Source organism: Pedobacter kyonggii, assembly GCF_004310665.1.
Lineage (GTDB): Bacteria > Bacteroidota > Bacteroidia > Sphingobacteriales > Sphingobacteriaceae > Pedobacter > Pedobacter kyonggii.
In genome coordinates, this window is the sequence record NZ_SIXF01000009.1 from 132,764 (window position 1) to 158,485 (window position 25,722).

General features: G+C 39.9%; 28 protein-coding genes. 18 read left to right on the top strand and 10 right to left on the bottom strand.

Features of this window, described 5'->3' with window-relative positions; genetic code table 11:
• The first annotated feature begins 1 nt into the window (after position 1).
• From EYS08_RS11735 to pepE, 18 genes are all read left to right on the top strand, one after another.
• Positions 2 to 1,057, top strand: a complete 1,056-nt coding sequence (locus EYS08_RS11735) for an acyltransferase family protein (protein WP_131030209.1) — start codon at positions 2 to 4, stop codon at positions 1,055 to 1,057.
• A 123-nt stretch (positions 1,058 to 1,180) separates the two neighbouring features.
• Positions 1,181 to 1,990: a glycosyl transferase gene (locus EYS08_RS11740; RefSeq protein WP_131030210.1), complete on the top strand. Its 810-nt coding sequence runs from the start codon at positions 1,181 to 1,183 to the stop codon at positions 1,988 to 1,990.
• Positions 1,969 to 2,775, top strand: a complete 807-nt coding sequence (locus EYS08_RS11745; protein WP_131030211.1) for a class I SAM-dependent methyltransferase — start codon at positions 1,969 to 1,971, stop codon at positions 2,773 to 2,775. The genes EYS08_RS11740 and EYS08_RS11745 overlap by 22 nt, the downstream gene beginning before the upstream one ends.
• An 11-nt stretch (positions 2,776 to 2,786) precedes the next feature.
• Positions 2,787 to 3,713, top strand: coding sequence for a DUF6625 family protein (locus EYS08_RS11750; RefSeq protein WP_131030212.1), 927 nt, complete (start codon positions 2,787 to 2,789; stop codon positions 3,711 to 3,713).
• Complete coding sequence (locus tag EYS08_RS11755; protein WP_131030213.1) at positions 3,689 to 4,648, top strand: glycosyltransferase family 2 protein; 960 nt, start codon at positions 3,689 to 3,691, stop codon at positions 4,646 to 4,648. Before EYS08_RS11750 ends, EYS08_RS11755 begins: the two co-directional genes overlap by 25 nt.
• On the top strand, positions 4,648 to 5,682 hold the full coding sequence (locus EYS08_RS11760; RefSeq protein ID WP_131030214.1) for a glycosyltransferase family 4 protein: 1,035 nt from the start codon (positions 4,648 to 4,650) through the stop codon (positions 5,680 to 5,682). Before EYS08_RS11755 ends, EYS08_RS11760 begins: the two co-directional genes overlap by 1 nt.
• Entirely contained in the window at positions 5,675 to 6,832 is a 1,158-nt protein-coding gene (locus EYS08_RS11765; protein WP_165456431.1) for a glycosyltransferase family 4 protein, read from the top strand. Before EYS08_RS11760 ends, EYS08_RS11765 begins: the two co-directional genes overlap by 8 nt.
• Positions 6,829 to 8,040 (top strand): glycosyltransferase family protein, encoded by a 1,212-nt coding sequence (locus EYS08_RS11770; protein WP_131030216.1) that lies wholly within the window; start codon positions 6,829 to 6,831, stop codon positions 8,038 to 8,040. The genes EYS08_RS11765 and EYS08_RS11770 overlap by 4 nt, the downstream gene beginning before the upstream one ends.
• 347 nt (positions 8,041 to 8,387) lie before the next feature.
• Positions 8,388 to 8,762, top strand: a complete 375-nt coding sequence (locus EYS08_RS11775; RefSeq protein ID WP_131030217.1) for a hypothetical protein — start codon at positions 8,388 to 8,390, stop codon at positions 8,760 to 8,762.
• Positions 8,763 to 10,049 (top strand): glycosyltransferase family protein, encoded by a 1,287-nt coding sequence (locus EYS08_RS11780; protein ID WP_131030218.1) that lies wholly within the window; start codon positions 8,763 to 8,765, stop codon positions 10,047 to 10,049.
• A 216-nt stretch (positions 10,050 to 10,265) separates the two neighbouring features.
• A complete protein-coding gene (locus tag EYS08_RS11785; protein ID WP_244215934.1) occupies positions 10,266 to 11,267 on the top strand; it encodes a glycosyltransferase family 4 protein in 1,002 nt (333 codons plus the stop codon).
• A 113-nt stretch (positions 11,268 to 11,380) separates the two neighbouring features.
• On the top strand, positions 11,381 to 12,781 hold the full coding sequence (locus EYS08_RS11790; protein ID WP_131030220.1) for an exosortase Y-associated Wzy-like protein: 1,401 nt from the start codon (positions 11,381 to 11,383) through the stop codon (positions 12,779 to 12,781).
• A 134-nt stretch (positions 12,782 to 12,915) separates the two neighbouring features.
• Positions 12,916 to 14,136, top strand: coding sequence for an XrtY-associated glycosyltransferase XYAG1 (locus tag EYS08_RS11795; RefSeq protein ID WP_131030221.1), 1,221 nt, complete (start codon positions 12,916 to 12,918; stop codon positions 14,134 to 14,136).
• Positions 14,133 to 14,981 carry a glycosyltransferase family 2 protein gene (locus EYS08_RS11800; RefSeq protein ID WP_131030222.1) on the top strand — a complete coding sequence of 283 codons (849 nt, stop codon included), beginning with the start codon at positions 14,133 to 14,135 and terminating at the stop codon, positions 14,979 to 14,981. Before EYS08_RS11795 ends, EYS08_RS11800 begins: the two co-directional genes overlap by 4 nt.
• A 61-nt stretch (positions 14,982 to 15,042) precedes the next feature.
• Complete coding sequence (gene xrtY / locus EYS08_RS11805; RefSeq protein WP_131030223.1) at positions 15,043 to 15,663, top strand: exosortase Y; 621 nt, start codon at positions 15,043 to 15,045, stop codon at positions 15,661 to 15,663.
• A gap of 7 nt (positions 15,664 to 15,670) precedes the next feature.
• Complete coding sequence (locus tag EYS08_RS11810; RefSeq protein ID WP_131030224.1) at positions 15,671 to 16,222, top strand: WcaF family extracellular polysaccharide biosynthesis acetyltransferase; 552 nt, start codon at positions 15,671 to 15,673, stop codon at positions 16,220 to 16,222.
• 21 nt (positions 16,223 to 16,243) lie between these two features.
• Positions 16,244 to 16,393 carry a hypothetical protein gene (locus EYS08_RS25710; RefSeq protein ID WP_165456432.1) on the top strand — a complete coding sequence of 50 codons (150 nt, stop codon included), beginning with the start codon at positions 16,244 to 16,246 and terminating at the stop codon, positions 16,391 to 16,393.
• 54 nt (positions 16,394 to 16,447) lie between these two features.
• Positions 16,448 to 17,164, top strand: coding sequence for a dipeptidase PepE (pepE, locus tag EYS08_RS11815; protein WP_244215935.1), 717 nt, complete (start codon positions 16,448 to 16,450; stop codon positions 17,162 to 17,164).
• 80 nt (positions 17,165 to 17,244) lie between these two features.
• Here the strand turns inward: pepE and EYS08_RS11820 are convergent, their stop codons facing one another.
• From EYS08_RS11820 to EYS08_RS11860, 10 genes are all read right to left on the bottom strand, one after another.
• Positions 17,245 to 18,096, bottom strand: coding sequence for a hypothetical protein (locus EYS08_RS11820; RefSeq protein WP_131030225.1), 852 nt, complete (start codon positions 18,094 to 18,096; stop codon positions 17,245 to 17,247).
• Positions 18,097 to 18,163: 67 nt separating this feature from the next.
• A complete protein-coding gene (locus EYS08_RS11825) occupies positions 18,164 to 18,952 on the bottom strand; it encodes a DUF4099 domain-containing protein (protein WP_131030226.1) in 789 nt (262 codons plus the stop codon).
• A gap of 10 nt (positions 18,953 to 18,962) precedes the next feature.
• Entirely contained in the window at positions 18,963 to 20,183 is a 1,221-nt protein-coding gene (locus EYS08_RS11830; RefSeq protein ID WP_131030227.1) for an ArdC family protein, read from the bottom strand.
• Positions 20,176 to 20,334, bottom strand: a complete 159-nt coding sequence (locus tag EYS08_RS25715; protein ID WP_165456433.1) for a hypothetical protein — start codon at positions 20,332 to 20,334, stop codon at positions 20,176 to 20,178. The genes EYS08_RS11830 and EYS08_RS25715 overlap by 8 nt, the downstream gene beginning before the upstream one ends.
• 6 nt (positions 20,335 to 20,340) lie before the next feature.
• Complete coding sequence (locus EYS08_RS11835) at positions 20,341 to 20,775, bottom strand: M23 family metallopeptidase (RefSeq protein WP_165456434.1); 435 nt, start codon at positions 20,773 to 20,775, stop codon at positions 20,341 to 20,343.
• Between the two features lie 35 nt (positions 20,776 to 20,810).
• Positions 20,811 to 21,224 (bottom strand): hypothetical protein, encoded by a 414-nt coding sequence (locus tag EYS08_RS11840; RefSeq protein ID WP_131030229.1) that lies wholly within the window; start codon positions 21,222 to 21,224, stop codon positions 20,811 to 20,813.
• A 57-nt stretch (positions 21,225 to 21,281) separates the two neighbouring features.
• Positions 21,282 to 23,264 (bottom strand): type IV secretory system conjugative DNA transfer family protein, encoded by a 1,983-nt coding sequence (locus tag EYS08_RS11845; RefSeq protein WP_131030230.1) that lies wholly within the window; start codon positions 23,262 to 23,264, stop codon positions 21,282 to 21,284.
• Positions 23,265 to 23,284: 20 nt separating this feature from the next.
• Positions 23,285 to 24,118: a DUF4138 domain-containing protein gene (locus EYS08_RS11850; protein WP_131030231.1), complete on the bottom strand. Its 834-nt coding sequence runs from the start codon at positions 24,116 to 24,118 to the stop codon at positions 23,285 to 23,287.
• Positions 24,119 to 24,136: 18 nt separating this feature from the next.
• A complete protein-coding gene (gene traM, locus EYS08_RS11855; RefSeq protein ID WP_165456435.1) occupies positions 24,137 to 25,333 on the bottom strand; it encodes a conjugative transposon protein TraM in 1,197 nt (398 codons plus the stop codon).
• Positions 25,314 to 25,721: a hypothetical protein gene (locus EYS08_RS11860; protein WP_131030233.1), complete on the bottom strand. Its 408-nt coding sequence runs from the start codon at positions 25,719 to 25,721 to the stop codon at positions 25,314 to 25,316. The genes traM and EYS08_RS11860 overlap by 20 nt, the downstream gene beginning before the upstream one ends.
• Between the last annotated feature and the right edge of the window lies 1 nt (position 25,722).

Here is a 25,722-nt window from a genome sequence, read left to right on the forward strand (position 1 = left end):
TATGTCTAACAATTTAAATCGACTTCGCTATTTAGATGCACTAAGGGGTGTTGCGGTATTATTGGTAATGATGGTTCATTCAACGGAGTTAAGTAACACTTCGAGCTTTCCTTTGATGGTAGCCAATTTCATTTCTTCGGGTGTATTTGGTGTACAACTCTTTTTTATAATAAGTGCTTTTACCTTGTTTTATACCCTGAGCATAGAAAAAAAAACAAAAACTGATTTCTATTTACGTAGGTTTTTTAGAATTGCACCTGCATATTATGTTGCTATTCTTTTCTATTCATTTTATAGTGGTTACTGGGGGAGTGGAACATTACTAAATTTTGCTTTCTTACATGGCTTTGCACCAAAAAGTATTAATAGCATTGTACCAGGAGGCTGGTCTATTGGTATTGAAATGTTTTTTTACCTCATGGTACCTTTTTTATTCAAGTACATCAATACCTTAAATAAATCAATTTTATTTTTATCCTTCTCATTTTTATTTAAGGCTTTCTGCTTTTATCTGCTAAAACTACCCATGCTTTCAGATATAGCTGCCGATGGTTCATTTATTTATTTTTGGTTTCCTAATCAATTACCGATTTTCGCAATAGGTTTTATCCTTTATTTCTATGTGCAAAACGGTTCAGTTGAGTTAAAACATATTTATAAAAACCTGTGTGTTCTACTTGGAATGATATTATTTGTAATATTTACCAAGAATCCACTTTTTAGCAATCATATTATCGTAGCTGCTGTATTTGCCCTATTAATTGCCATACTAGCAAAACTAGACCGTGAGACTTGGGTAGAAAATAAAATATTTTTATTCATTGGTAAGGTAAGCTATAGTGCATACTTATGTCAATACGGGGTTATATTTCTCTTAAGAGATTTACATCTTATTAATATATTCACCAACTCTTACGCCAATTTCATCTATAATTTTACGCTATTTGCAATTGCAACGTTATTAATAGCCTATTTTTTTTATTTAATTATAGAAAAGCCATTTCAAAAAATTGGAAGAAAATTAATCCATAGCCTTAAGCTTACACCTCTTCATTAGGATCACCCCATGTTTCAAAAGTTAGTTAACCATCTTTATCGGTACCCAATTTCAAATTGGAAAACGATCCGACGCTTTGGGGGTTATTTAAGTTATAAGCGAATGCTGGCCTCTAAAAAAGAGATGGAGAAAGCCAGTAACAGTTTACTACCAATTATTTCACATCATAGTGGCGTTCCTATTTACTTTTTAACAGGTAAGAAATATTTGTATCAAACCCTTTTCTGTGCTTTGTCTTTAACTAAATCTTGTAAAGAAACCTTCCAATTTATTTTAATTGATGATGGAAGTTTTGATCAAGGTTTAATTAATCAGGTAAAACAACAAATGCCAAATGTAAAATTGGTCTTGAAAAATGAAATAGAAAATAATCTAGAACTTAAATTACCTACAGACGAGTATCCATTTTTACATCAAAAACGAAAGATATATCCACATATCAAAAAGTTGACAGACATTCATACCATTGATGATAATCCTGTTAAGTTAGTACTGGATTCTGATATGCTTTTTTGGAATGAACCAACTAAATTAATTGATTGGCTAAAAAACCCCAATGGATGCTTATATATGTTAGATAGCGAAGAGTCTTATGGTTACGACAAAGAATTGATGGAAACCTTATGTGGTTTTACGATTCCTGACTTAATGAATGTTGGCGCATTTGGTGTAAATTCTAATAGCATTAATTGGAATAATATAGAAAACTGGGCGAAATCATTAGAAGAAAAACAAGGGGCATCATATTTTTTAGAGCAAGCGCTGTCTGCAATGGTAGTTGCTAGCCAAACTAAAACCATTTTGAATGCAGAAGAATATATTGTTAATCCTGAGATAAACACTAGCGATTTAAATAAAGATAAATTGCATCATTATGTAGATCTATCTAAGAAATATTATTTTGAAACCGCATGGAAGAAATTCATAAAATAAAAAGCCTGAATGATTATTTAGATACTTATCAAAATACATCATTAGGAAATGATTTTACTTATGACTATTTTACAAAACTAACAGATCAATTTCCCTATTTAAAGGCACATCGAGACTTTATAGAATTTAATAAATTAGGCTTTGGTGAAAGGGCTTTCCATTCGATGTGGAAAATGCTTTTAGATCATCTGTTAAATCAATTCGCTAAACCTCAGATATTAGAGATTGGAGTTTATAAGGGACAAATTATTTCATTGTGGGCTTTAATTGCAAAAGAAAGAAATGCTGTGATTGAAATTACAGCAATAACCCCTTTAGAGGGGAATTACAAACCTAAAAACAGGATTATTACTTCAATACTCAGCAAAATTTCCAAAAAATTCAGGAGTAATTTAGACAGTGGAAATTTCTACGAAAAAGGAGATTATTTAAGCACGATAAAATCAGTTTTTGAAAAATTCGATTTAGATATTGAAACAATAAGGTTTATTAAAGGCTACTCCTCGGATACTAATATATTAGAACAAGTAGAAAATAAAAAATTTCATGCCATCTATGTGGATGGCGATCACACTTTCGAAGGTGTAACAAAAGATATCATCCATTTTTCTCGATTAATTCACAAAGATGGATTGCTAATCATGGACGATAGTGCATGCAATATTCCAAGCACTAAATTTTGGAAGGGACATCAATCTGTTTCGGATGCTTGTGAAATCATAGAAAATCTTGGCTTCGAGAATATATTAAATGTTGGTCATAATAGAATGTTTAGAAAGTTATAGAATTTTATACGGTGAGTACCCAAAACCATAAAATTGTAGTTATTATTCCTTATTTTGGATATTGGCCAAACTATTTTAATATCTTTTTAAAAGGCTGTGAGCATAATGATTGGTTGGATATTTTATTCTTTACAGACTGTCATTTACCTCAAGAAAAGCCTAAAAATGTAACTTTTATTAAGGCTACTCTTCATGAAATATCTTTGTTAGCAACAAAAAAATTAGGTATTGACATCACTATAGCATCTCCTTATAAGCTTTGTGATTTTAGACCTTGTTATGGTGTAATTTTCGAAGACTATTTAAAAGATTATGATTATTGGGGCTATGGGGATATTGATTTAGTTTATGGAGATTTAAAACCTTTTATTGTTAATAGAATTGCTGAAGGTTTTGATGTTCTTTCCAATAGGAGTGAGATTTTATCAGGTTCTTTGGCCTTCTTTAAAAACACCAATTTTATTAAAAATCTATATGCTCAATCTTCCTTATTAATCGACCAATTTACCGCCCCAGATTATAAGGGTTTAGATGAAACTGCCCACAACCATACTACTTGGCAGGGAGGTGATAAGTTAGATTTACCACCTCATTGCTTTACTTATCTTATTGCGAACGAAGATAAAAAGGGCACGATTAGAGCCTCTTTTCTCTCTACTTGCAAAGAACAAATAGAGGGTAGTGAAATAATTCATTACCAAAATGGGCTTGTTAGCTTTGAAGAAACTTCATTAGCTTATTATCATTATGTGTGCAATAAAAATAGATATGAGTATAGGTTACCTAAATGGCATGATATACCCACAAGTTTTTTTATTACAGCAACTGGTTTTTATAAAACTGACAAATTTTATCGGTTCATAAATAATTACAGAAAAATATCGGGTTTTATAAGCAATATTTTAATTAGGATATGGAAGAGGCTGACCAAAAATTAATGTTAGTTTCAATCTGTATTCCTTGTTATAATGCTGAGACTTATTTAGCTGAGACTTTAAAATGTTTACTTAGTCAAAGCCATAAAAATTTAGAAATTATTATTGTTGATGATCATTCAAAAGATGAGAGCGTAAAAATCATTCAAGAATTTGCTAAAAAGGATGAACGTATTTCTTTTGAAATGGCTCAACATAAAGGCGCAGCAGCAGCAAGAAATCAAGCGTATAAACAAAGTAATGGAAATTATATTGTTTTTTTTGATGCTGATGATTGGGTTCCAGAAAATTTTGTCGAAACGCAACTCCAGTCCCTACAATCTGACCAAGAAATAGTTGTGAGTACTTGTGGTAGATTTTATCATAATGATCTAAACACAATTACCATAGATGATTCTCAGGTTAAAACAGATTTAAGTTTTGAGCAATGGGTTTTACATTATTGGATTAATATTTCTCATATGACATGCCCTGGAAGAGTATTAATACCGAGAAATTTAGTAGAGCAATCAGGTTTATGGGATGAAGACTTAAATTTAAATGATGATTTTGTATTTTATACTCGCGTTTTTTCCAACAGCAGTTTAATTCGTTATAATCCAAGCAGTGTGTTTTATTATCGGTCGGGCATTAATGGTCTTTCTTCAAAAAAAGGAAATCTTGCTTATCAATCCTTATATAACTCTCTAGTTCGATCTATCACATCAGCCCAATCTAAGCTTAAAATATCTAAGGAACTTAATAAGTGTTACGCCAATTTACTACAGAACTTTATTTATGAAGCCTATCCTTATGAGCCTAAATTAATTAAGCAGGCTGACCAATTAATTAAATCATGGGGGGGCTCAAATTTAAAATTTCCAGCTGGAGGGAAAACGAAGCTAGTTAATAGTCTTTTAGGATGGAAATTGGTTAAAAAAATAAAAAATCTGATTTAATGAAACCCCTAAAAATTGCCATAATTGCCGATCCAGAACTGCCCGTTCCTCCTCTACTTTATGGTGGAATAGAACGTATTATCGATATGCTAATTGAGGAATATGTTAACTTGGGACATGATGTAAGTTTATTTGCACATTCAGATTCTAAAACAAAAGCTCAATTATTTGCCTATAGTGGCAAAACTAGCCATAGAAAAACCGATATCATTAAAAATACCTTCCTCATTAACAAAGAACTATATAAAGGAAAATATGATGTTATACATAGCTTTGGTAGGCTTTTGTACCTCCTGCCCCAATTGCCTTTAAATATTCCTAAAATAATGAGTTATCAAAGGGAGCCTACCATTTCTCAAATTAAAAAGGCATCCAAAATAGCCAAAAAAAACACCTTAGCTTTTACTGGCTGTAGCGCTTATATCAGCAATCAAATAGCTCCATATGCCCCCGCTTTCCCTATCTTTAACGGAGTAGATTTAAGTATTTATAACTTTAAAGAGGTAGTACCAACCGATGCTCCATTAGTTTTTTTAGGAAGGATTGAACCTATAAAAGGTACTCATATTGCTATTGAAGTAGCTAAAAGAACCCGTAAACCATTGGTAATAGCTGGAAATATCCCTTCCGAATATCAAAGCTATTTTGATACGCAAATCCAGTCAGAATTAAATGATCAAATTACGTACATAGGCCCAGTAAATGATGTTCAAAAAAATGATTTATTGGGTAATGCATCTGCTTTTTTAATGCCAATAGAATGGGATGAGCCATTTGGCATTGTAATGGCCGAAGCCATGGCCTGTGGTACCCCGGTAATTGGTTTTAATAGAGGATCAGTACCAGAAGTTGTGGTTAGTGGTTACAATGGTTATCGATGTGATACTATTGAAGAAATGATACATCATGTTCACAATATTGATAAAATAGAACGAAAAAACGTTAGGACTGACGCTGAACTTAGATTCTCTTCTAAGGTAATTGTAGATCAATATTTAGCACTTTATCAAAAAATGATTGATGGTAATGAGTAATAAAGCTAAACATAAAGTTACCGTGAGCTGTGGAACAAAGTTCCATTCTGACTACACTTCTTTTCAATTACAAAAACATGGATTGCTAAATAGCGTGCTTACTGCACATCCTAGCAGTCGATATTTGAATAGAGTTGATATACAGAGAAAATTGGTTACTTTTTTCCCTCCTATATTTGCTATTTCACACATTCTAAAAAAAGTATTTAGTAACTCTAATGGGTTAAGCCGTTGGTTAGACTATAATCTGCCTATTCTGTTTGATAAATTAGCCTCAAAAAAACTCAAAAAATCAGATGTTTTACTTACTTGGGCTTGGTCTGGTTTGGAATCTATAAAACAAATGAAAAAGCAAGGTGGAATAGCATTAGTTGAAGAATGTGGCTCTTGTAATAAATTTCAGAATGAGCTCTTAAAAGAAGAGTATGAAAATTTAGGTTTAGCATTTGACAGTCCGACACCTCAATTTATTATAGAACGACAACTTAAAGAAGCGGCAATAGCTGATTATCTGCTTTGCCCATCTAAGCATGTTGTTCAATCTTTTGTAGCTAATGGAGTTAGTGAAAAAAAATGTATCGTAATCCCATATGGTGTAAATCGAGGTATATTTAAAGCTCAATGGCTTGATAAATCAGAGTTTACAGTAATATGTGTAGGGACGGTAGGCGTTAGAAAGGGCTATTTGTATCTGTTTAAAGCATTAGAACTCTTACAGATAAAAATTAAATGCATTATAATTGGTAAAATAGAAGATCAATTTCTTTCTCATTTTAACTCTTATAAACATTTATTTACACATTATGATCATATTCCGCATCACGAACTAGTGAACTATTACAACAAAGCTTCTTTATTTGTATTTCCCAGTTTAGATGAAGGAATGGCATTGGTACAATTAGAAGCAATGGCCTGTGGACTGCCAATTATCTGCACTACAAATTCGGGTGGAGATTCTGTTGTTGAGGATGGCGTAGAAGGCTTTGTTATTCCTATTAGAAATCCAGAAGTATTAGCTGATAGAATAAAAATCTTACATGATAACCCGAAAATGCTTAAAGAGTTTTCTCAAAATGCCGAAAAAAAAGCGAGTACATATACTTGGGACACTTATGGAAATAAACTAGCAAAATTCATTGAATCAATTTGAAAATCTGTTTAATTACCCCAGGTCATATCTCTACTAATCCAAGATTAGTTAAGGAAGCAACTACTTTAGTAGAAGCTGGTTATAAAGTTCATCTAATTTTTACCCAGTATATGGGTTATTTATTGGGAGATGACCAACTATTGTTAAAAAATAACCCATCCATCACTTATGACACCTTGATATGGACCAACAAAGATGCATTTTCGAGGTTCTTAACGGGTATCCTTCAGAAGTTGAGTAATTTGTTTTCGAGCACTTTTAAGCATGGGTTCATATTTCATAAAATAGTTCTTAACCGCAATTATCGGTGGCAGCTTAGACGAGCAATTGCTTACAAAGCAGATTTATATATTGCGCATAATGCTGGGGCACTTGCGGTAGCTGCAGATGCCGCAAAAAAAAACCGAACCCGCTTTGCTTTCGATGCTGAAGATTATCATAGAGGCGAAGATTTATCGGCACGGATGATGAATAGCCTAATTTATCTCGAAAACAAGTATCTTCCAGAAGCACGATATATTACCGCGTCGGCACCATTAATTGCCACAGCGTATGCAAAATTGTATAATAAACCCGTTACAACGATTCTAAATGTTTTTCCGACTCCTAAATTACCGATCGATAAAAAAACTGAGCGCGCTTCTTTAAAACTCTTTTGGTTTTCACAAACCGTTGGATTGGGGCGCGGGATAGAAAGTATAATAATCTCAATGGCGGAATTAAAGGATCGCCCCATTGAACTTCATCTTTTAGGTAATTGTGATGAGGCAATGAAAAATCGAATTGGGGATATTGCCTTGGAGCATGGATTAAATAAAAGACATATATATTATCATCCGCCAATATTTGCAGACGACATTTTCAGCTTTGCTTCACAGTTTGATATCGGTATGGCCTCAGAAACTGGTATACCGTTGAATAGAGACATTTGTTTAACGAATAAAATCTTTACCTACCTTCAATCTGGACTAGCTGTTGTAGCAAGCAATACTAGTGGACAAATGCAGCTGATTCGCGAATATCCTCAAATAGGTATGCTTTATGAAAATGACAACCCTAGTAAATTAACTTCGATCCTAGCCTATTACCTTGACCATTCTGAGGAACTGATATTTGCTAAAGAACAATCATTGAGTTTGGCAGAGGAGATATTTAATTGGGAAAAAGAAGAAAAAAAAATTCTTTCGATTATTAATAATTTTAAATAAGCAAATGGTAAATGATACAATTGTAGTTATGGTTTCAATAGGAAATCGATCACATTTAACCGATCATGCCTTCCCGCGTTTATCTAAATGGGCATCAAAGCATGGCTACAATAGTATTTTACTAAAAAAAGCATATAACCCATTAGATAGAGCTCCACACTTTAATAAGCTTCAAGTGCATAAGTTAATCCCAGGCTTTAATCGATAATTGTGGATGATGATCTACTATTTAGCAAAAATGCGCCTGAAATGGAAAATGTGCCACAAGGTTTGGTAGGAATTTGTAGAGATTCTGAACGGCGACATACAGAAGCCCCCATGTTAAATTTACAGCAAACTCTGGCTTTATGGTAGTTGGAAGCGAATCGCTTTATTTATTAGATGAAGCCTATGAAAGTGGCGAATATCCGTTTAAATGTGGAGATGGCAGTGGAAAAGGAATTTGGGGACCCCACGATCAAGGAATCGTAAATGATGTATTGCTTAGAAATGAAAAAGTCTTTGAGCTCAACTATAAATGGAATTATCAACCTGTACTCGAATTTTTCATTAATGGTAAAGGGTGGGATAAATGGCAAACTGATAAATTTTATAGACTTGGCTATTATTCGAGTTTAATTTCTCCTTTTCCAAATAAAAATAAAACAGCTATCAAAAATGCCTATGGCTTACATTTAATACGTGCACCATATCCGTCTTTCTTTTCAAAAATATTTAAATAATTGAAAAAACTTCTCATCATTTCTCCTTACTTCCCTCCTTCTAACGCAGCAGACATGCAAAGGATTAGGATGAGTTTGCCCTACTTTAAGGAGTACGATTGGAAAGTTGAAGTAGTTACGGTTGCTCCAGTATATAGTGATTTTGTAAAAGACGATCAATTAAAGGAAAGTGTTCCTACAGCAATTAAAATACACGAGGTTAAAGCTTTCTCAAAGAAATGGACCAGCAAGATAGGTTTAGGCAGCATTGCTTTAAGATCTTTATGGTTTTATAAAGTATATGTAGACAAACTACTTAAGAAACAACATTTTGATCTAATTTACTTCTCCACTACACAATTCCCTGTATTGATATTAGGGGCACATTGGAAGAAAAAATTTAATGTGCCCTATGTAATAGATATGCAGGACCCCTGGCATTCTACCTACTACGAAGATAAGTCTAAAACAGAACGACCAGCTAAGTATTGGTTTTCTTACCGTTTAAATAAGTACTTAGAACCAATTGCCATGAATAAAGTTGGCGGGTTAATTAGCGTATCTCAAGCCTATTTAGATACCTTAGTAGGGCGCTATCCAAGATTAAAAGAAATTCCAAAACAAGTTATCACATTCGGTGCTTTTAAACCCGATTTTGAATGGGCAAAAAATAAGGTTAAAGAGCGTTATCCCAAGGAAGAAGGCACTTTTAATTTTATATACGTGGGCAGGGGCGGGCATGATATGAAAGCTGCTTTGATTTTGCTGTTTAGGGCATTCAAAAAAGGATTAACTCATCAGCCGGAGCAATTCAATAAGATTAGATTCCATTTTATTGGTACCAGTTACGCTCCACAAGGGCAAGGCATTCCAACCATTAAGCCATTAGCCAGTGAAATGGGAATAGCCGAATATATGGAAGAGCAAACGGATCGTATTTCATTTTATGATAGTATTTATACATTATTGACGGCTGACGCTTTAATGATTATCGGATCAGACGACCCACAGTATACAGCATCAAAAATCTATCCTTATATTCTTGCTGAAAGGCCATTATTAGCGTTCTTCCATCCTGAAAGTAGTGCTGCCCAAATTATTGAGAATTGTAACGCAGGAACAGTTATATCTTTAATAGAATCGAAAGATTTGACAATAGAAAAAGTATATGATTATCTTTTAAATGCTTCAACTTACAAATTATTACCCCCAGAAATAAATTGGAAATCGTTTGATGTTTATAGCGCAGAAAATATGTGCAAAAACCAATGTGAACTTTTTACCAAAGTTATTCAAGCTTCTAATTAATATGGTATAACAATTGAGTCCTTGAAAAAATTAGCCATCATCGTTACCCATCCTATTCAATACTATGTACCTCTCTATCAGCAATTGGCTAAATATTGCGATTTAAAAGTATTTTATACCTGGGGTAAAAAAGCTACAACAGCGAAGTATGACCCTGATTTTAAACAAAAAATTGAATGGGATATTCCCTTAATAGAAGGTTATGCTTATGAGTTTTTGGAAAATAAAGCCAAAAATCCCGGGTCACATCATTTTGGTGGTATGATCAATCCAACCTTAATTAATAAGGTTAAAGATTTTAACCCGGATGCCATATTGGTTTATGGTTGGGCTTATCAATGTCATTTATCTGCTCTGCGCTATTTTAAAGGGAAAATACCTATGTGGTTTAGAGGAGATTCGACATTAATTGACGAACAAAAAGGTTTTAAACAACTTTTACGTTCTTTGTTTTTAAGATGGGTTTATCGGCATGTTGACAAAGCTTTTTATGTTGGAACCGCTAACAAAGCCTATTTTGAAAAATTTGGTTTAAAACCTAAACAGCTCGTTTTTGCGCCACATGCTATAGATAACCATCGCTTTGCAGAAGATAGAAGTATTGAAAGCAGTGATTTAAGAAAACAATTAGGTATAAAAACTGATGATATTCTTATTTTGTTTGCCGGGAAACTGGAACCCAAAAAAAATCCGGAGTTATTGTTAAGTGCTTTTCAAGAATTGAATTTAGAAAATGTTCATTTATTGTTTGTAGGGAATGGTAAGTTAGAGGCTGTGTTAAAATCTAAAGCTATAAAAGATGCTTCGACTACCCGCCTGCAGGACGGGCGGGCGCTCAGCAAGACACATGTACATTTCGTGGATTTTCAAAATCAAAGTCAGATGCCGGTTATTTATCAAGCTTGTGACTTATTTTGTTTGCCTTCTAAAGGTCCCGGAGAAACCTGGGGCTTAGCGGTAAATGAGGCTATGGCAAGTGGGAAGCCTGTTTTGGTTTCAGACAAATGTGGCTGTGCTATTGATTTGGTAAAAAATGGCAAAAATGGTTACATCTTTGAACATCATAACATCGAAGATTTAAAAGACAAACTTGCTTTATTGATTAGCAATAAACCGCAGCTAAAAGCCATGGGAGAGGAATCTCCCTTATTAATTAAAGATTGGAGTATAAATATGCAGTGCGCAGCTATTTTAAATGAACTAAATCATTATGATTAGAATTCACATAAATAATTTTTCAAACAATAACAATAGGTTTTCAGAGCCTTAGGCTTTGGTCCCCGCCTGCCGGCAGGCAGGTTTCTGCTTATCTTTAGACTTTACATAAATAAATGAATGCCATAAACCCCTTACGTTATCTCTTACTATACATTCCTTTTCTACTGGCCTGGCTTACTTTAAAGCAAGCGCATATTTCGTATTTTATTGCGTGGGGCGGTTCTTTTTACATTTTTTATTTAAGCTATAGTGGAATAATTAAACCATTACCCAAAGACCTAAAGGTATTTGAACAGTTGATGCGCCCCATATTTTTAATGCAGGTAATTTTTGCAGGTTATATGTGTTGTACCTCAATATTTTATTACGTTAATGCCATAGGCTACCAGTATTTTGATTATACGGGTAATAGTGTACTGTTTAAAGATGATATCTATCAATCTATTGCTAAATGTCAGCTTTATTATGTTTTAGGCCATGCTGCATTAGCGCATGGTATTTTGGTGGCTATGAAATATCCTGTTGAAAAAAAATATTTACTCTATACGCCTTCTATGAGTAATTTATTATTAGGTGTTTCAGTAATTTGCCTGCCTTTAGGTTATTTATTTGGCAAAGTGGGTGCTTTAAGTCAGTTTAGTGTACAGCTTACCGGCTTAAGTTTTGTTGCTGGCACAATTGCATTGGCTTTTGCTATTAGAGAGCAAAAAAAGACAAATTTTTGGTTTGCAGGCGCCTTATTTTTGAGCAATTTAATGAACGCATTGGTATCGGGTTTTAAAGAACCCATTATTATCTGCGTATTGTTATTAGGTGTTTTTTTATTACCTGTTTATGGTAAAAAGATTGTACCAATTTTTAGTGTATTGTTGTTGGCATTATTTTTTGTGTTACCAACCTTTATTGGAAACTTTAGAAAACTGGCCGGACAAGGGCTTGAGATTACAGAGGTTAGAGATCGGAGTATAGATGCTGTTTTTACAAGTAATCAGGAAGAACTTAAGGAAGACAACTGGGCGTTTTTAATTTATCGCTTCTCCGAAATTGATATGTTTATCAAATATGTTAATTCAACCCCTAATTATGTACCTTATTACAAAACAAAATTGGTAAAAGATGCTGCAACTTCCATTATCCCTCGTTTTTTTTGGCCAGGTAAACCCAATATCGAAAATATGGTGATGCAAAGGGTTTATAATGCCGGAGTAGTTGATCGACAATCAATAGTATCAGCCAAACCTGCTTATATTGTTGATTGTTACCTCTCTTTTGGCATGATTGGCATTTGGATTGGTTTATTTTGCCTTGGTGCAATTGCGCAATTAATCGCCATTAAAGCCGAAAGTTTATTTGGAGGCTATTTTATGGGTTGTGCCGTAATGTTTTCAGGGCTATTTCAAATTTTTTGGCGAGGAAACAGTTTCGAATTTTTGGTAAATGCTATTTTCTGGAGCTTTATAACCCTATATATTTTTCATTTTGTTTTAAAAGCTAAAGGGATCTTACATAGGTAATTGCCTTTTGATGTTGTTCTCAAAACTATTTATAGCATTAATAATTTCTTATATTTTCTTCCTTTTTGTAGAAAAACCATCCCATCAGTTAGCAAAAAGATTATCATCTCTTCACAATCACCAAAGTAAATAAATTGAAAATCATCCAAATCACAGCTTCTTACAAACCTGCCTACATTTACGGCGGGCCTATACAGAGCGTTGCGAAACTGTGCGAAGCGATGGCAGCGCTAAGCGACAAGCGTGAGGCGGAAAGCGAAGTTAACTTACAGGTTTTAACGACTACAGCAAACGGGTCATCTGAATTAGACCTACCCATATGCAAACCTGTTTTAGTCGATGGAGTAAAAGTTACTTATTTTAAACGCTGGACAAAAGATCACAGCCATTTTTCGCCTGGGTTGTTGTTGAATTTACGGAAAGAGATCCTTCATTGCGTTCAGGATGACAAGACAGGTGATAAGGATAACAAACTGGTTGTACACATCCATGCCTGGTGGAATTTAGTTTCGATATTAAGCTGTTTGGTGGCAAAATGGTACAAAATCCCTGTGGTGCTCTCGCCAAGAGGCATGCTCACATCCTATACACAAACGAACCGCAATTCATTTTTCAAAAAACTTCTTCATCGATCAATCGGAAAAAAACTTTTGCAATACTGCCATATCCATGCCACCAGTGAGCAGGAGAAGCAGGACATCCTTGAAATAGTTACCCCAAAAAGCATTATAATAATCCCGAACTTGGTTAATTTTCAGTTACCGGTTTTCAGTTCGCAGCTGGCTGTACCCCACAAACCATTAAAGGTTGATGATTCTCCATTTCGGTTGATTTTCCTTTCCCGTATCGAAGAAAAAAAAGGGCTTGAACTGCTTTTCGATGCCCTATCATTACTTGATATAGATTGGCGGCTTACTATTGCAGGTTCAGGCAAAAAGGAATACGTTTCAGGCTTAAGGGCAAAAGCACAAAGTCTAAAGCTAGATCATCGTATCAATTGGATTGGGCAAGTTTCTGATCAGGACAAATATGGGTTAATGGCCAAACACGATATATTGGTACTGACTTCTTTTAATGAGAATTTTGCCAATGTAGTAATTGAAAGTTTAAGCGCTGGAACCCCTGTTTTGGTTTCGCAACAAGTGGGCTTGTCAGATTATGTAAATGAACGGGAATTGGGCTGGATATGCACACTGGAAATCAATGATATTAAAGAAAAATTAATAAACTCATATCACGCTCAGGAAGCCAGAGCAAAGGTCAGGCGATTGGCACCAGAGATAATCAGAAAAGATTTTGATGACCAGATTTTGGCCAACCGATACCTGGAGATGTATAAAGGGCTGATGTTATGAACAGGGATTTTAGCTTTATCATTTTGACCTTTAACGAGGAGATCCATCTGCGGCGATTGTTGGAATCTATTAAGGATCTGCATGCCGAAGTTTTTATTCTCGATAGTGGCAGTACTGATGATACTTTAAAAATTGCGCAGGCTTATGGAGCTGAAATACAAAACAACCCTTTTGTTAATCATCCCAAACAATGGGATTTTGCATTAAAAAACTTCGACATTAAAACGCCCTGGACTATTGGGTTGGATGCCGATCAGATGGTGACCCCAGAGCTTTTTGATCAACTCCAAAAATTCAAGAACATAGATTTTGAAGGTATAAATGGAATCTATTTTAACCGCAAAAACTATTTTCAAGGCAGTTGGATTCGCTATGGGGGCTACTACCCTATTTACCTGTTAAAAATGTTCAGGACAGGAATTGGTCATTCTGATCTAAATGAAAATATGGATCATCGTTTTATTGTTCCTGGCAAAACCCTAATTTGGAAGAAAGGACATTTGTTAGAAGAAAACCTTAAAGAAAACGACATCGATTTCTGGTTTAAAAAACACGAAAAATATAGCGATCTGATTGCTCAGGAAGAGATTGAACGCATGCAAAACTTACGCACACAATTATTAAAACCCAATCTTTGGGGCAATCCTGATGAAAAAAAAGCCTGGCTGAAGAGACTGTGGTGGAAACTTCCTCTAGGTTTAAGACCGTATTTATATTATAGCTACCGGATGATTTTTAAATTGGGTATTTTAGATAATAAGACAGCACGTCGTTTTCATTATCTACAAGGGCTTTGGTTTAGAAAGTTGGTGGACGAAAAAATATCCAAACTCAAAAATCCCTAGTCATTATGGTTAATAATTAATCAAGAAAAGTCCTACATTTATCCAGAATAGCAATAAGCATATGAACGAAATCCAGATCAAACAGGCCAAGAAACAAGCAAATATAAAAGCAATCAAATTCGTAATTGCCCTTTTTGTACTGTATATCCTATTCAGTCAGGGAAACTTGTTTATGAATAGCGTAATGACTCCAGGTGCAAGGTTTTATAATGCCGGCCTAGCTGAACATTTCAATTATATCCAGGGATTAAAGACAGCATTGATTGTTCCTGCAGTGTGGATTATCAAAGCTTTTGGGTTTTACGCCATTTACAATGAATCGGATGTAATGGTTGTGACAGGTCCATATCTCAGAATCAATTATTCCTGTCTGGGTCTGGGGGTGATGAGTTTTTTGGCTGCCTTTGTACTGGCCTTCCCCGCCCCCTGGAAATCAACATTTAAGATGTTGGCTATTGGGATCCTCACCATCTATGTTTTAAATGTTTGCCGGATAGCAGGTTTAGGCGTTCTGCTTGGTTTCTTTGAATCGCAGCGGCAGAACTTCACCTATCATCATGAGGTTTTCAATGTACTTGTCTACATCTGCATTTTTGTAATGTTATATATCTGGATCAAAAAGACCACCAAAGGTATCGGCAAGGCAAAAACCGAAGATACTATTCAACCAAAACAAGACTAATTATACATTGAATAAAACGCAGCTAAATAAGAACTTTAATACAGGCAGCTTCCAGATCGGCGCTTCCGTTTTGAAACAGTTTTTATGGTATTTTACCGATGTATTCTTTTTTAAAAGCCGGATCATACCCATTAGTTCAGTTCTTGTTTTCCTTTTAAGGCTTTTTGGTGCCAGGATCGGAAAGCAGGTAAGGATCAAACCTGGTATCCATGTAAAATACCCCTGGAAGCTGATCATTGGAGATTTTAGTTGGCTGGCCGACTGTTATATTGAGAATCTGGATCTGGTGACTATCGGAGAGAACTGCTGCATTTCTCAGCAGGCCATGCTGATGACGGGCAACCATAATTACAGTAAAACCAGCTTTGACCTGGTAACCGGTCCAATCAATATTGAAGAAGGGGCCTGGGTTGGCGCCTCTGCCAAGGTTTGTCCTGGAGTTTATATCCATAACCATGCTGTACTTACTATGGGGAGCGTAGCAACAAAAACGCTTGATGCTTACGGCATTTATCAGGGAAATCCAGCTGTAAAGGTAAAGGAGCGCGAAATTCTTTAGAGCATGAATATTCCAATTATCATGCTGCATCACATCGGTAAACCTACTGGCACCGGATTGGAAGATTGGAGTATTACAGCACAAAAATTCAGCTTGTTATTAGATGTGATGGAGCAAAAAGGTTTACCACCACTACCTTCGAAGAGTCAAACTGATTTTCCATTTAATTAGGTAAACCAAAAAATCTACTCATTTTTTACCTTTGCAAAACAAGCTTTTAAAAAATTGGAAAAGAAATTTACCGAAATGAATGTTATCCTGGCCTCTACTTCTACCCTGTTTGGCGGCAATTATCTGGAATACCTGAAAGATGAGCTCATTACGCTCTTTGCCGGGATAGATGAAATTATATTTATCCCTTATGCAAGGCCAGGAGGCATTTCGCATGAAGAATATACGGCCAAAGCCCGCAATTTTTTCGCACAGCTAAATATCAGCGTTAAAGGCCTCCATGAATTTAACAACCCCGCCAGTGCGATCCATGAAGCCAAGGGATTTTTTACCGGTGGAGGCAATACCTTTCTTCTGGTAAAAACACTTCACGAATTGGGACTGATGAAACCCTTAAGTGAAAATATCAAAGCGGGGAAAGCTTATCTGGGCTGCAGCGCAGGAAGTAACATCGGTGGCATGAATATGAAAACCACCAATGACATGCCTATTGTGTATCCGCCCTCTTTTGATTGCATGGGGCTGGTTCCTTTCAACCTTAACCCTCATTATCTCGATCCAAATCCGGAATTAAAACATAACGGAGAAACCAGGGAAACCAGGATCATGGAGTTTTTAACACAAAACGAGGTAAAGGTTGTAGGCCTTCGCGAAGGCAATTGGATCAGGATATTAAATGAAAAAATCACTACACAGGGAAGTGAATATACCAGGATCTTTGAGGTTGGCAAAGCCCCTTATGAGCTGAGTCCAGGTAGTTCGTTATTGTAAATATAAACAAAGATCATTGAAGACAGATGTAACCTTGATTTATCACTTGGGTTATCTCTTACTGTTTTACCCATTAGACTTTATCTCCCGATCTTCGGCTCTTTTCCACCTTCCCCGGCCTGCCATGGGAGTTGCCTGGCAACTTGTGGCGGTGGAAGAAGGCCATCTGTAATCCTTTTGGGATTTTGCCCGGCAAGCTGCTCTGAGGAGAATATCTGGTTATCTCTTAATATCACCATATCCCTTGAATAGATGTCAAGGGTTTTAAGCCTGGGATTCGCTGCAACATAAACGCCTTGTTCTTTCCCTTCAATATTTATCGAGAGCGCTATCAGATTACCATAACGCAATGCCCGGGTGACTGCTTCCTTTTTTTCAGGATCATCCAGGCCGGTGAATGGATATTTTTCGATTGCTTTTTCCAGCTCATAACCATAACCGGGGAAAAATTTATTCAAAGGGTGATTACCATCGTTACCGCTGACAGATAGGTCCAGTCTGAACCAGACAGGTACTTTAACCCGTTCTCCTTCTTCCTTTTGGGCAACATTTTTTACATAAATCTCTTTTTCCAGAGAAAGACCGCAGAGAAGTTTATAACACTGCAGGGCGGTCATTCTGTTGTCCCGCTCGAGTTCAAAGCGTTGGTAAACGTTTTCGGTGCCGTTATAGCGCTTAAGTGTAACCTCATAGCTGTTCAGGAAATAAACATCGTTTTCCTTCGCTTTTGAAAAATTGAGCTCAAAGCGCATCTGGTCAACACCTTTCTCTGGGTCTGACCTGAATTCTGCCGGAATATAACGCTGGTTGATGCCAAGCGAGAATTTTTCCGGCTGACGGTAGATGGCGGATTCCAGTACTTCATTCAATCTCGTCCCAAAGCCAAGATAATCGAGCGTTTTCTGTAGATATTCTAAATTTTTCTGGTCCATAATAATATTTTTTTCTTGTTGTTAAACCGTTTTTTGTGTTTATCATAGGGCTAAACTGATAGCAATTCTATCTGACCAGGCCCCGGCCCCTATCCTCCTGTACTATGGAAAAGGATTTACCCATGCCCTGCGCTTTGCTGAGTTCAGTCTTTTGGCCTTCCATTTCCTGGTAGGCTTTATTGAATGAGGCAGTAGTATAATCCAATTGCGCGCTTCCCTGGTTTAAAGATTTGATCCCGCGGAGCAACAGGTAGGAAATCCCTCCGTCCAGCAGCACCGATAAGATCAGCGCTTTGCGGTCAGAAAGCATTCCCAGGGGCTCAGAGGCGCGGTGCTGCAAACGGGTGCCATCGCCCAGCGTTAAAACTTCTCCCCTTTTAAAGGCTGATTTTTCTTCCTGAGACAGCAGCATGCCATTGACCAGATCCGGTGCCTGGACAGCTGAGACATCATAGGTGATGAATTCCTTGGTTTCGGGGTCGTACTCAATATTGAGCATAGAACTGCGTCCTTCCTCTTTCTGCACGCTTTTACCGATAAAATCTGATTCGCCCTGGATGAGCCGGGCCATTTCTCCTTCGCTGAGCAGGGGATGTTTCCTGGTTTCTTTGTAGATGGGATGGACAAGCAGTTCCACCTCATCCAGATCATTGCGGAATAAAGAAAGCTTGGCGTCCAACCGCTCGATATTAAATCCTTCCCAATGGATTCCGCGAAGGGAAATTAGTTCAGTTCTTCTGCCTGAAAGCAATGCGCGGATGTTATGGGGATCAAGCAAAAGCTGACCGCCATGATAGATGCCCAGTTTCTCCAGTTGGGAGACCGGCAGTTCACCGGTAATAAATAATGTTTTCATAACTTGAGTTTTATCGTCTGTTTTTTGGAAATCCAAGAACCTCCTGGTCAGATCCGTTCAGCTTTGAATTGATCCGGGCGCTATTCTGCAGTATTTCGCCGAGCTTGACTTCCAGCAGTGAAGCATATAGCTGATCTGATCTGGAAAGGGTGAACTGCAGGCCCGAGGGCAACTGCTCAACGCGGAGACGTCCCTGCTTTAAATGCCCCTGTATCCTGTAGAGATTTCCTTTATAGCTGATTTCATCACCCGTGGAAAGATATTTTAACCCTTGGGAGTGCATCTGAGGGGTTATCTGTTGACTGCCGGGTTCCACGCTGATCTCTTTTTCGACTTTTAATTCTATATCCCGGAGAAAAGAAAATATTTTCTCCGCGTCCATCGATGCTGCGTGGATTTCTGCCGGACTGTCCTCGAGTATCGAAACCCAGCTTTCCACGTAGGAGGCATGCTGGGAAGGGTCATGGCCGATGCCGAGCTCATCCCCGATCAGCATCGAAGCGATCTCGGCGCGCATTTCCTCTTTGGCGTAAGGTTCGATCCCGCTAGTCATCAGGCTTTCTCTGTCAAGTCTGGAAGGGTGGCCCGTCCAGTGCGCGAGTTCGTGGAGCAGGGTGGCATAATAGCCCGAAGAAGAACTGAACTGGCTACGGTCGGGCACGGTGATCACGTCATAGCGGATATGGTAGTAGGCACGGTCGATAAATTTATGGTCAATCTGTGCGCCGCTGTGAGCGATAAGCTGCTCGGCCCGCTCAATAGGGTTCCAGTCCATAACTGGTCTACTTTGCGAAAGCGGCGGAAGCCCGCTCATCTGTTCCGCATTGAAGACCCAGGCATTACTGACAATAGCTCTTTCCAGCGGCAGCCGCTCACTTATGGCGTTTCCGCTCTCATCACATAAGGGCACGCCTTTATCATCCAGAAGCTTTTTTAGTTCATGGGTCTTTACAAATTGGATGAGTGTCCCTTTCTCATTGCGGTTGACCCTGAACCCTGCCCCCTCTGCCTGTTTAAAGGTGAGCCACCTTGGATCCTCCCGGCCGGAGAGCAGCAGGTTCATGGCGTTGATGCCTTTATAGCGCTGACCGGTCTGTTGGTTATAGGGCATTGAAAATGCCTGGATTCCCTCATCGCTCCAAGGTTTTTGCCATGGAGAGGTCCCTGCTTTGAGCTGTTCGATGAGCCTTTGGGCGACCTGGACATATAGAGGCTGTTGCTGTTTATCCATCTTCCCCTCCTTCCCCGGCTGTAAGTTCATCTGCGTGGGAAGTGCCGTAAATTTCTGCTTCCTCAGCACTTAATGCTGAGCTTTCTTCAAGTGCGATGGCCTGCAATATCCGCTCGAGGACCTGCAGGTTCTTCTCATGATCTTTTATCATTTTGTTTTATTTTGCGTTTTTAGTGGACTGTAGAAAAAAAAGAAATTTCAATGGATCGATCTGCTCACCACGGTAGCGGACAGCGAAATGAAGATGCTCGCCGGTGACCCTGCCGCTGCGTCCGGAAATACCTATCACAGTGCCGGCTGGAATTTCGTCTCCCCGTCTTGCCATAATCACAGAAAGGTGACCGTAGGTGGTCACTACCGCGCCATGGGAAATACGGACGAAATAACCCAGAAAAGGATGAAAGCCATTTGCAAGGACCCTGCCTGCAAGTGCCGTTCTTATCGGTGAGCGCCTGGCGATAAGGTCGATGCCGGCATGAAAGTCAGCTTTTCCGGTGATGGGATGCCTGCGAACTCCAAAAGGACTGGTGAGCTTGAAGGGAACCAGGGGAAGATGAAAGATTTGGGCAGGAGCAGCAAAAGGATAGGCCAATAATACATGCAGGAGCAAAAATACAGCAGTCCTTTTCACCGCCCCCTCCCCTCTGCCCCTTTATAGGCCTGAATGGAAAGCCCCAGACTGCTCCCAAGATCAACAGTTGCTCTCTCAGCGGCCAGGGGCGAATCTCTGAGCAGTTCCATCGCCTTAAGCTGCGCCTCTTGCCCCGGTCTGTCCTGAAGCATATTGACCTGCAGCAAGGTTTTGAAATCCCTGGTCTGCAAAGTGGAGCAAGAGGTTAAAAGCTGCTGATAAAGGGTATTTTTATCTTTCAGCACCAGAATATCACTTAAGGGAAAATTCGAGACAGAAAGATCTCCAAAGGCAATCTTTGCCCGCCTTCCGGGCGGATCAATGCCGCTGATTACCCCGATGTTGAGTGTTTTTTCATCTGCTGCACCATGGCATATCACCAGGGCCAGCGAACCTGAATAGTTTTGCATAAAATTGGTTTTAAGGTTGGGTGGATTTTTTTTATTGGTCCAGCTGTGGTCGAGGCTTTAGCCTACAGGGAAGCTGGAAACAATGCGGGATACCTCGGCATTGATGCGTATAAAGTTTTCAAAAAGTATTTCGTCCTTTTTACCCTTGAAATCATAATAAACGGGCATTGGGGGATAAGCCGCCTCTTCATCCGCGATCGCCTTTAGGTTCAGATCGACGCGGCAATTAACCGCTGATGGCTGAAAATCTCCGTTAAAGGATCCTGCGGTATCGCCCGCGAGTATACCAACCAGTTCTCCTACCTTGAGTGATGCGATCTTGCCCGAGGGGATCAGGTATTCAAGCCTTTCGCTAAAAGATAAAGAAGCCTTGCCCCGGTCAATGGACAGGTTTTCATTCATCTGTTTTACCTTCCCAAAGAGTTTTTCAAGCCAGTCCAGTGTTTCCTTATTTCTCACCGAGCCCGAGAGCACGTTCCCGACCACTGCGCATATGGTCGTGGCTGTCTCTTTGCCGTATTGCTGCTGGAACTGCGGCAGTTCCTGAAGGCCCATCAACACCGCGACCCGGTTTGACCGGGCAGTGGCGATCAGGTTTTCGATGCGGTGCACGTAAAGGGTAGGAAGTTCATCCAAAATGAGTGCACTGGGCAGGTTGCCTTTGGAATTGATGAGTCTGGTGAGCCTATTGAGTACAACTGAATAACAGGCTGAGTTGATGTTCTGTGTATTGGGATCGTTGGCCAGTACAAGTGTTGCTGGCGAGGCTGGATCGCTGATTTTGAGCGGAAAATCATCACCGGAGAATACCCAGAAGGTTTCTTTGGTGGCCAGCCTGGAGATAAAGATTTTGAGCGTCCCCACCTGTCCTTCCAGCTGGTCAAAAGCCCTCGCCCGGTAAGCGGTCATAAAGGGAGAAAGCAGTGAATCCAGCTCAGTATTGCTGGTCAGGACGGCAAAGATCTGCTCATAAGGGCAGTTTAAAAAAGAGAGAACATGCGGCAGGGTTGAGTAGCGGCCACTTTCATAGCGGGAGAAAAAGTAGATACAAGCCGAGAGAAAATTTACCGCGCTCTGGGTAAAGAACTGATCGCTGCCAGAGGACTTATCCCCTTTTTTGAGGGCTTCAACCAGGGCTTCGGCAGTTTCCGAGGCGTCTGCCAGAGTTAGTATATAGCTGGCCTTAAGCACATTGATGCGCCTGCTCATCTCGACACAGTTGAGGTTGATCACATGAAAACCATAGCCCTTTAGCCGGCCCAGTTGCCGGGAGCGCAAAAAATGGTAATAGGCCAGTTGTCCCAGATCGCAAAACTTATAATCATACAGGCATATACAGAACTCCTTTTCGGTCAACTGCCGGATAAAGGGCATCACGATGCCAAAACTCTTTCCCGAACCGGGCGTGCCGATCAGCAGCGTACCGCGGAAAACATTCTCGATATTGATAAATCCCCTATGCACTTTTTTACGGTAATAAAAAAGACTAGGTATACTCACCTGGCAGGGCCCGCTCTTTTGCACGGTCTGCTGCATAAAGGATTCTTCCTCGATGTTCCAGCGGTCTTTGCCCAAACGGGAGCTGATGATCTTTGAAATATTGTCCATGGCCACATGCACCAGAAGGGTCCCTGTAAAAAGGGCCGCGCAATATCCCAGTTCCTCCCAGCTGAGCAGCAAAAAAACCGCTGTTCCTAATTTTGCATGAAACCATAGTCCTCCAAAAAAAATCCCGAGTCCCAGACCAAGCGGATAAAGTATAGCTGAGCGGTAGTCCAGGTCCTTTTCCTTTTTGCTCAGGGTCCCTACTGAGACCAGTATCACAAGAGCGAAGATAAATGCCCTGGAATATGCTGGCCGGGAATAAATGGCAATCCTGGAAATGGCTTCACTAAGCTGGTAAAGACGGTAATGGGAGAAAAATGGGAAGGCGCGGATTTTGGGTAGATAGATAAAAATAAGGATGTCGAGCATTACGCAGAGATAGATGCAGAACTGCAAAAAACGGTGCAGTCCTTGCTGTTCTTTACTTTCTTCCATAATCTGGATTTTTGGCGGGCTTAAAAGGTATCTGCTCCCAGCAGATCCCCGTACTTTATTTTTAAGCTGACTGTCCTGGCAGAGGGTTGTTTTTCACTCATTGTAAGCTCAAGAAGTTTGTCAGCGGAAAAAGTGAGCTTATCGATCACATAGATGTTCCTGAAGGACTTGTTGAACCTTTGCAGGGGATATAACGACCAGACGGGCCTGATTTCTACTGACTGGTGATTGGTCGCTTTATTGATCTTTTTATCCTCGATGCTCATCCTGAGCAGCTCCGCATCATAACTCAGCTGTGAGTGGTTTTCAAAGGAAAGATCCAGAAAGATCAGCTGGTCTATGCAGAAAACCTGGTTTAACCTGGCACTGATCCCCATTGAAGCAGTTTTCCGCAAGGCTAGGTTTCCCCGGCTACGAAGCATGTCCATTGCATGGCCCCTAATGGCCGCAGTAGAAATGCGCTGGCGCTGGGGATCCAGCGGTACCATAGCTGAGGGCAGGATTTCGATATCGGTGATAGCAGCGCCGCTCCCGCTGGCCTGACTGCTGAGGCGATACTGGGCCATAAAACTTTCCCCGATAATCGTAACGATGCCCGACAGGGCTTCTTTTATTGTCTTTGAGGGCGAATCAACAGGAATCTTGATGCGAAGTACATTTTTTACCGGCAGGTCTCCCCTGATCCTGGGATCGGAAATATCGGCATACAATATGGGTTCGGGGGAGCGGAAATGGATCGAGGATCCAGAAGAGACTGTAATGCAGGGAAGATTCTGCAGTAGCCTTTGGCCGGGATTTTGGGCAAAGATATATGGGCTGCTCAGCAGCAGCAGGGCAAGAAATAGCTGTTTCATCTTGTAAGGGTTTAGTTTTTACTTAAGTTCATTAGGATCGATCAGGTACACCAGGGTGGCATATTTGATCCTGGCCTTGTTCTGGCGGACCAGACGGGTAAAGGCGCCGGAGCTCGACTGGAACACCCTGCCCAGCAGGCTCATCAGCTGCTCCTTTCCTTCTCCCTGTGCATCTAAGGAGATTCCCTGTAGTGAAGAGCTGCCCAGCTCCCGGGTGAGCTCCCGGAAAGCAGAAGCAGGTACATAAAGCCCTTTTAAGCCGTCAAGGTCATAAACTTCCAGATGTACCGGCAGGATACCACTGCTGGAGCGTACCGAGGAGATCGATATCTGGATACGCTGGGCTGAAAACGCAGAAATTGTACCATAGAGGTAGCTGCCTTTTTTGATCGGGAATTTTCCCGCCCAGATGTCTTCCAGCAGCCGTAGACGAACCCTGGACCCGGCATAACCTGCAATCCCCTGATCGATAATGGCGGGGATATAGACTGGCGCACTGGACGCAGGCCGCACAGTATTAAACCCGATGATTTCTTTTGGTAAAAGGGATACACTGAGCTTATTCTCTGCTGGGCTGAGGGATGAAGATTCCCGCTTTTTTTCCTGCAATAGCTGTGCCCTGCGCGCTGGATCGTTCGCCTTGCCAATGCTATCGACAATGGCCATCTGCGCGCGGAATACCACCATCGGATCCTCTTGCCTGATAGCAGGCGCCAGGTCCTTAGCCGCCTGCGGCCGGTCCATTGCCCGGAGTGCTGCTTCCATCGCGCGGTCCTCTTGGGATAAAGATCTGCCGGCTTTCACAACCAATGTACCGGGCGGACCTCTCCTGTTGTTTAAATGGCCGGCATCAGTTTGATCGTAGCGGGATTTGATGGAGGACTCAATGGAATCCAGTAGCTGTTTTTCACTCTTGGAGTAAGCGGCGGTTGCAGCATCTGCAGGCGGCTGATCTGCGGATAGATCTCCTACGGCGGTATAACCGTCGCCCTTTGGGTACCGGTCCTGAAATGCCTGTAGCTTATTCTGAAGTTTTTGGCCCTGAACCTCGATAGATGCTGTTGAAACGTCACTGCGAAGGGAATCCCCGGAGGCAGTAGCGTCTTTTTGCTTAGGGCGGGCCTGACTGCGGTAAACGTAGTAAAGTAGCAGAATAAAGGGCAGGCAGATTAGCGGCAGGACATACCTGGGGCTTTTAAGGTTTATTTTTTTCATATGAAGGAGTATCGGTCTGAAGTTCATTGATCTTTTGTATCATCTCTATCATGCGCAGGCTATCCTGCCCGCTGGTCTGTTTCTTAGACAAAAGCCCTTTGAGTTCCGCCTGCATTTCAATGACGGTGGCGAGTTTAGCGGCGGTGCCGTAGATTTCCCTGGCCTCTCCAAAGGGCATGGAGCCATTCGCCACAGTTTTCGGTGGCGTCTTTCCTGTGGACCTGAGCAGGGTGAAGCAGAGCACCACCGAGCCTGCCATAAGCAGGATCATCAGGAAAAAAAAGGACTTGGGGTGACGCTCAAAACATGCAAACGCCCCGGAGCGCAACTCGGAAAAGGTAGTAGAGAACTGTAAAGACAGCCGGGAGAAAATATTGGTCTTTTTCATG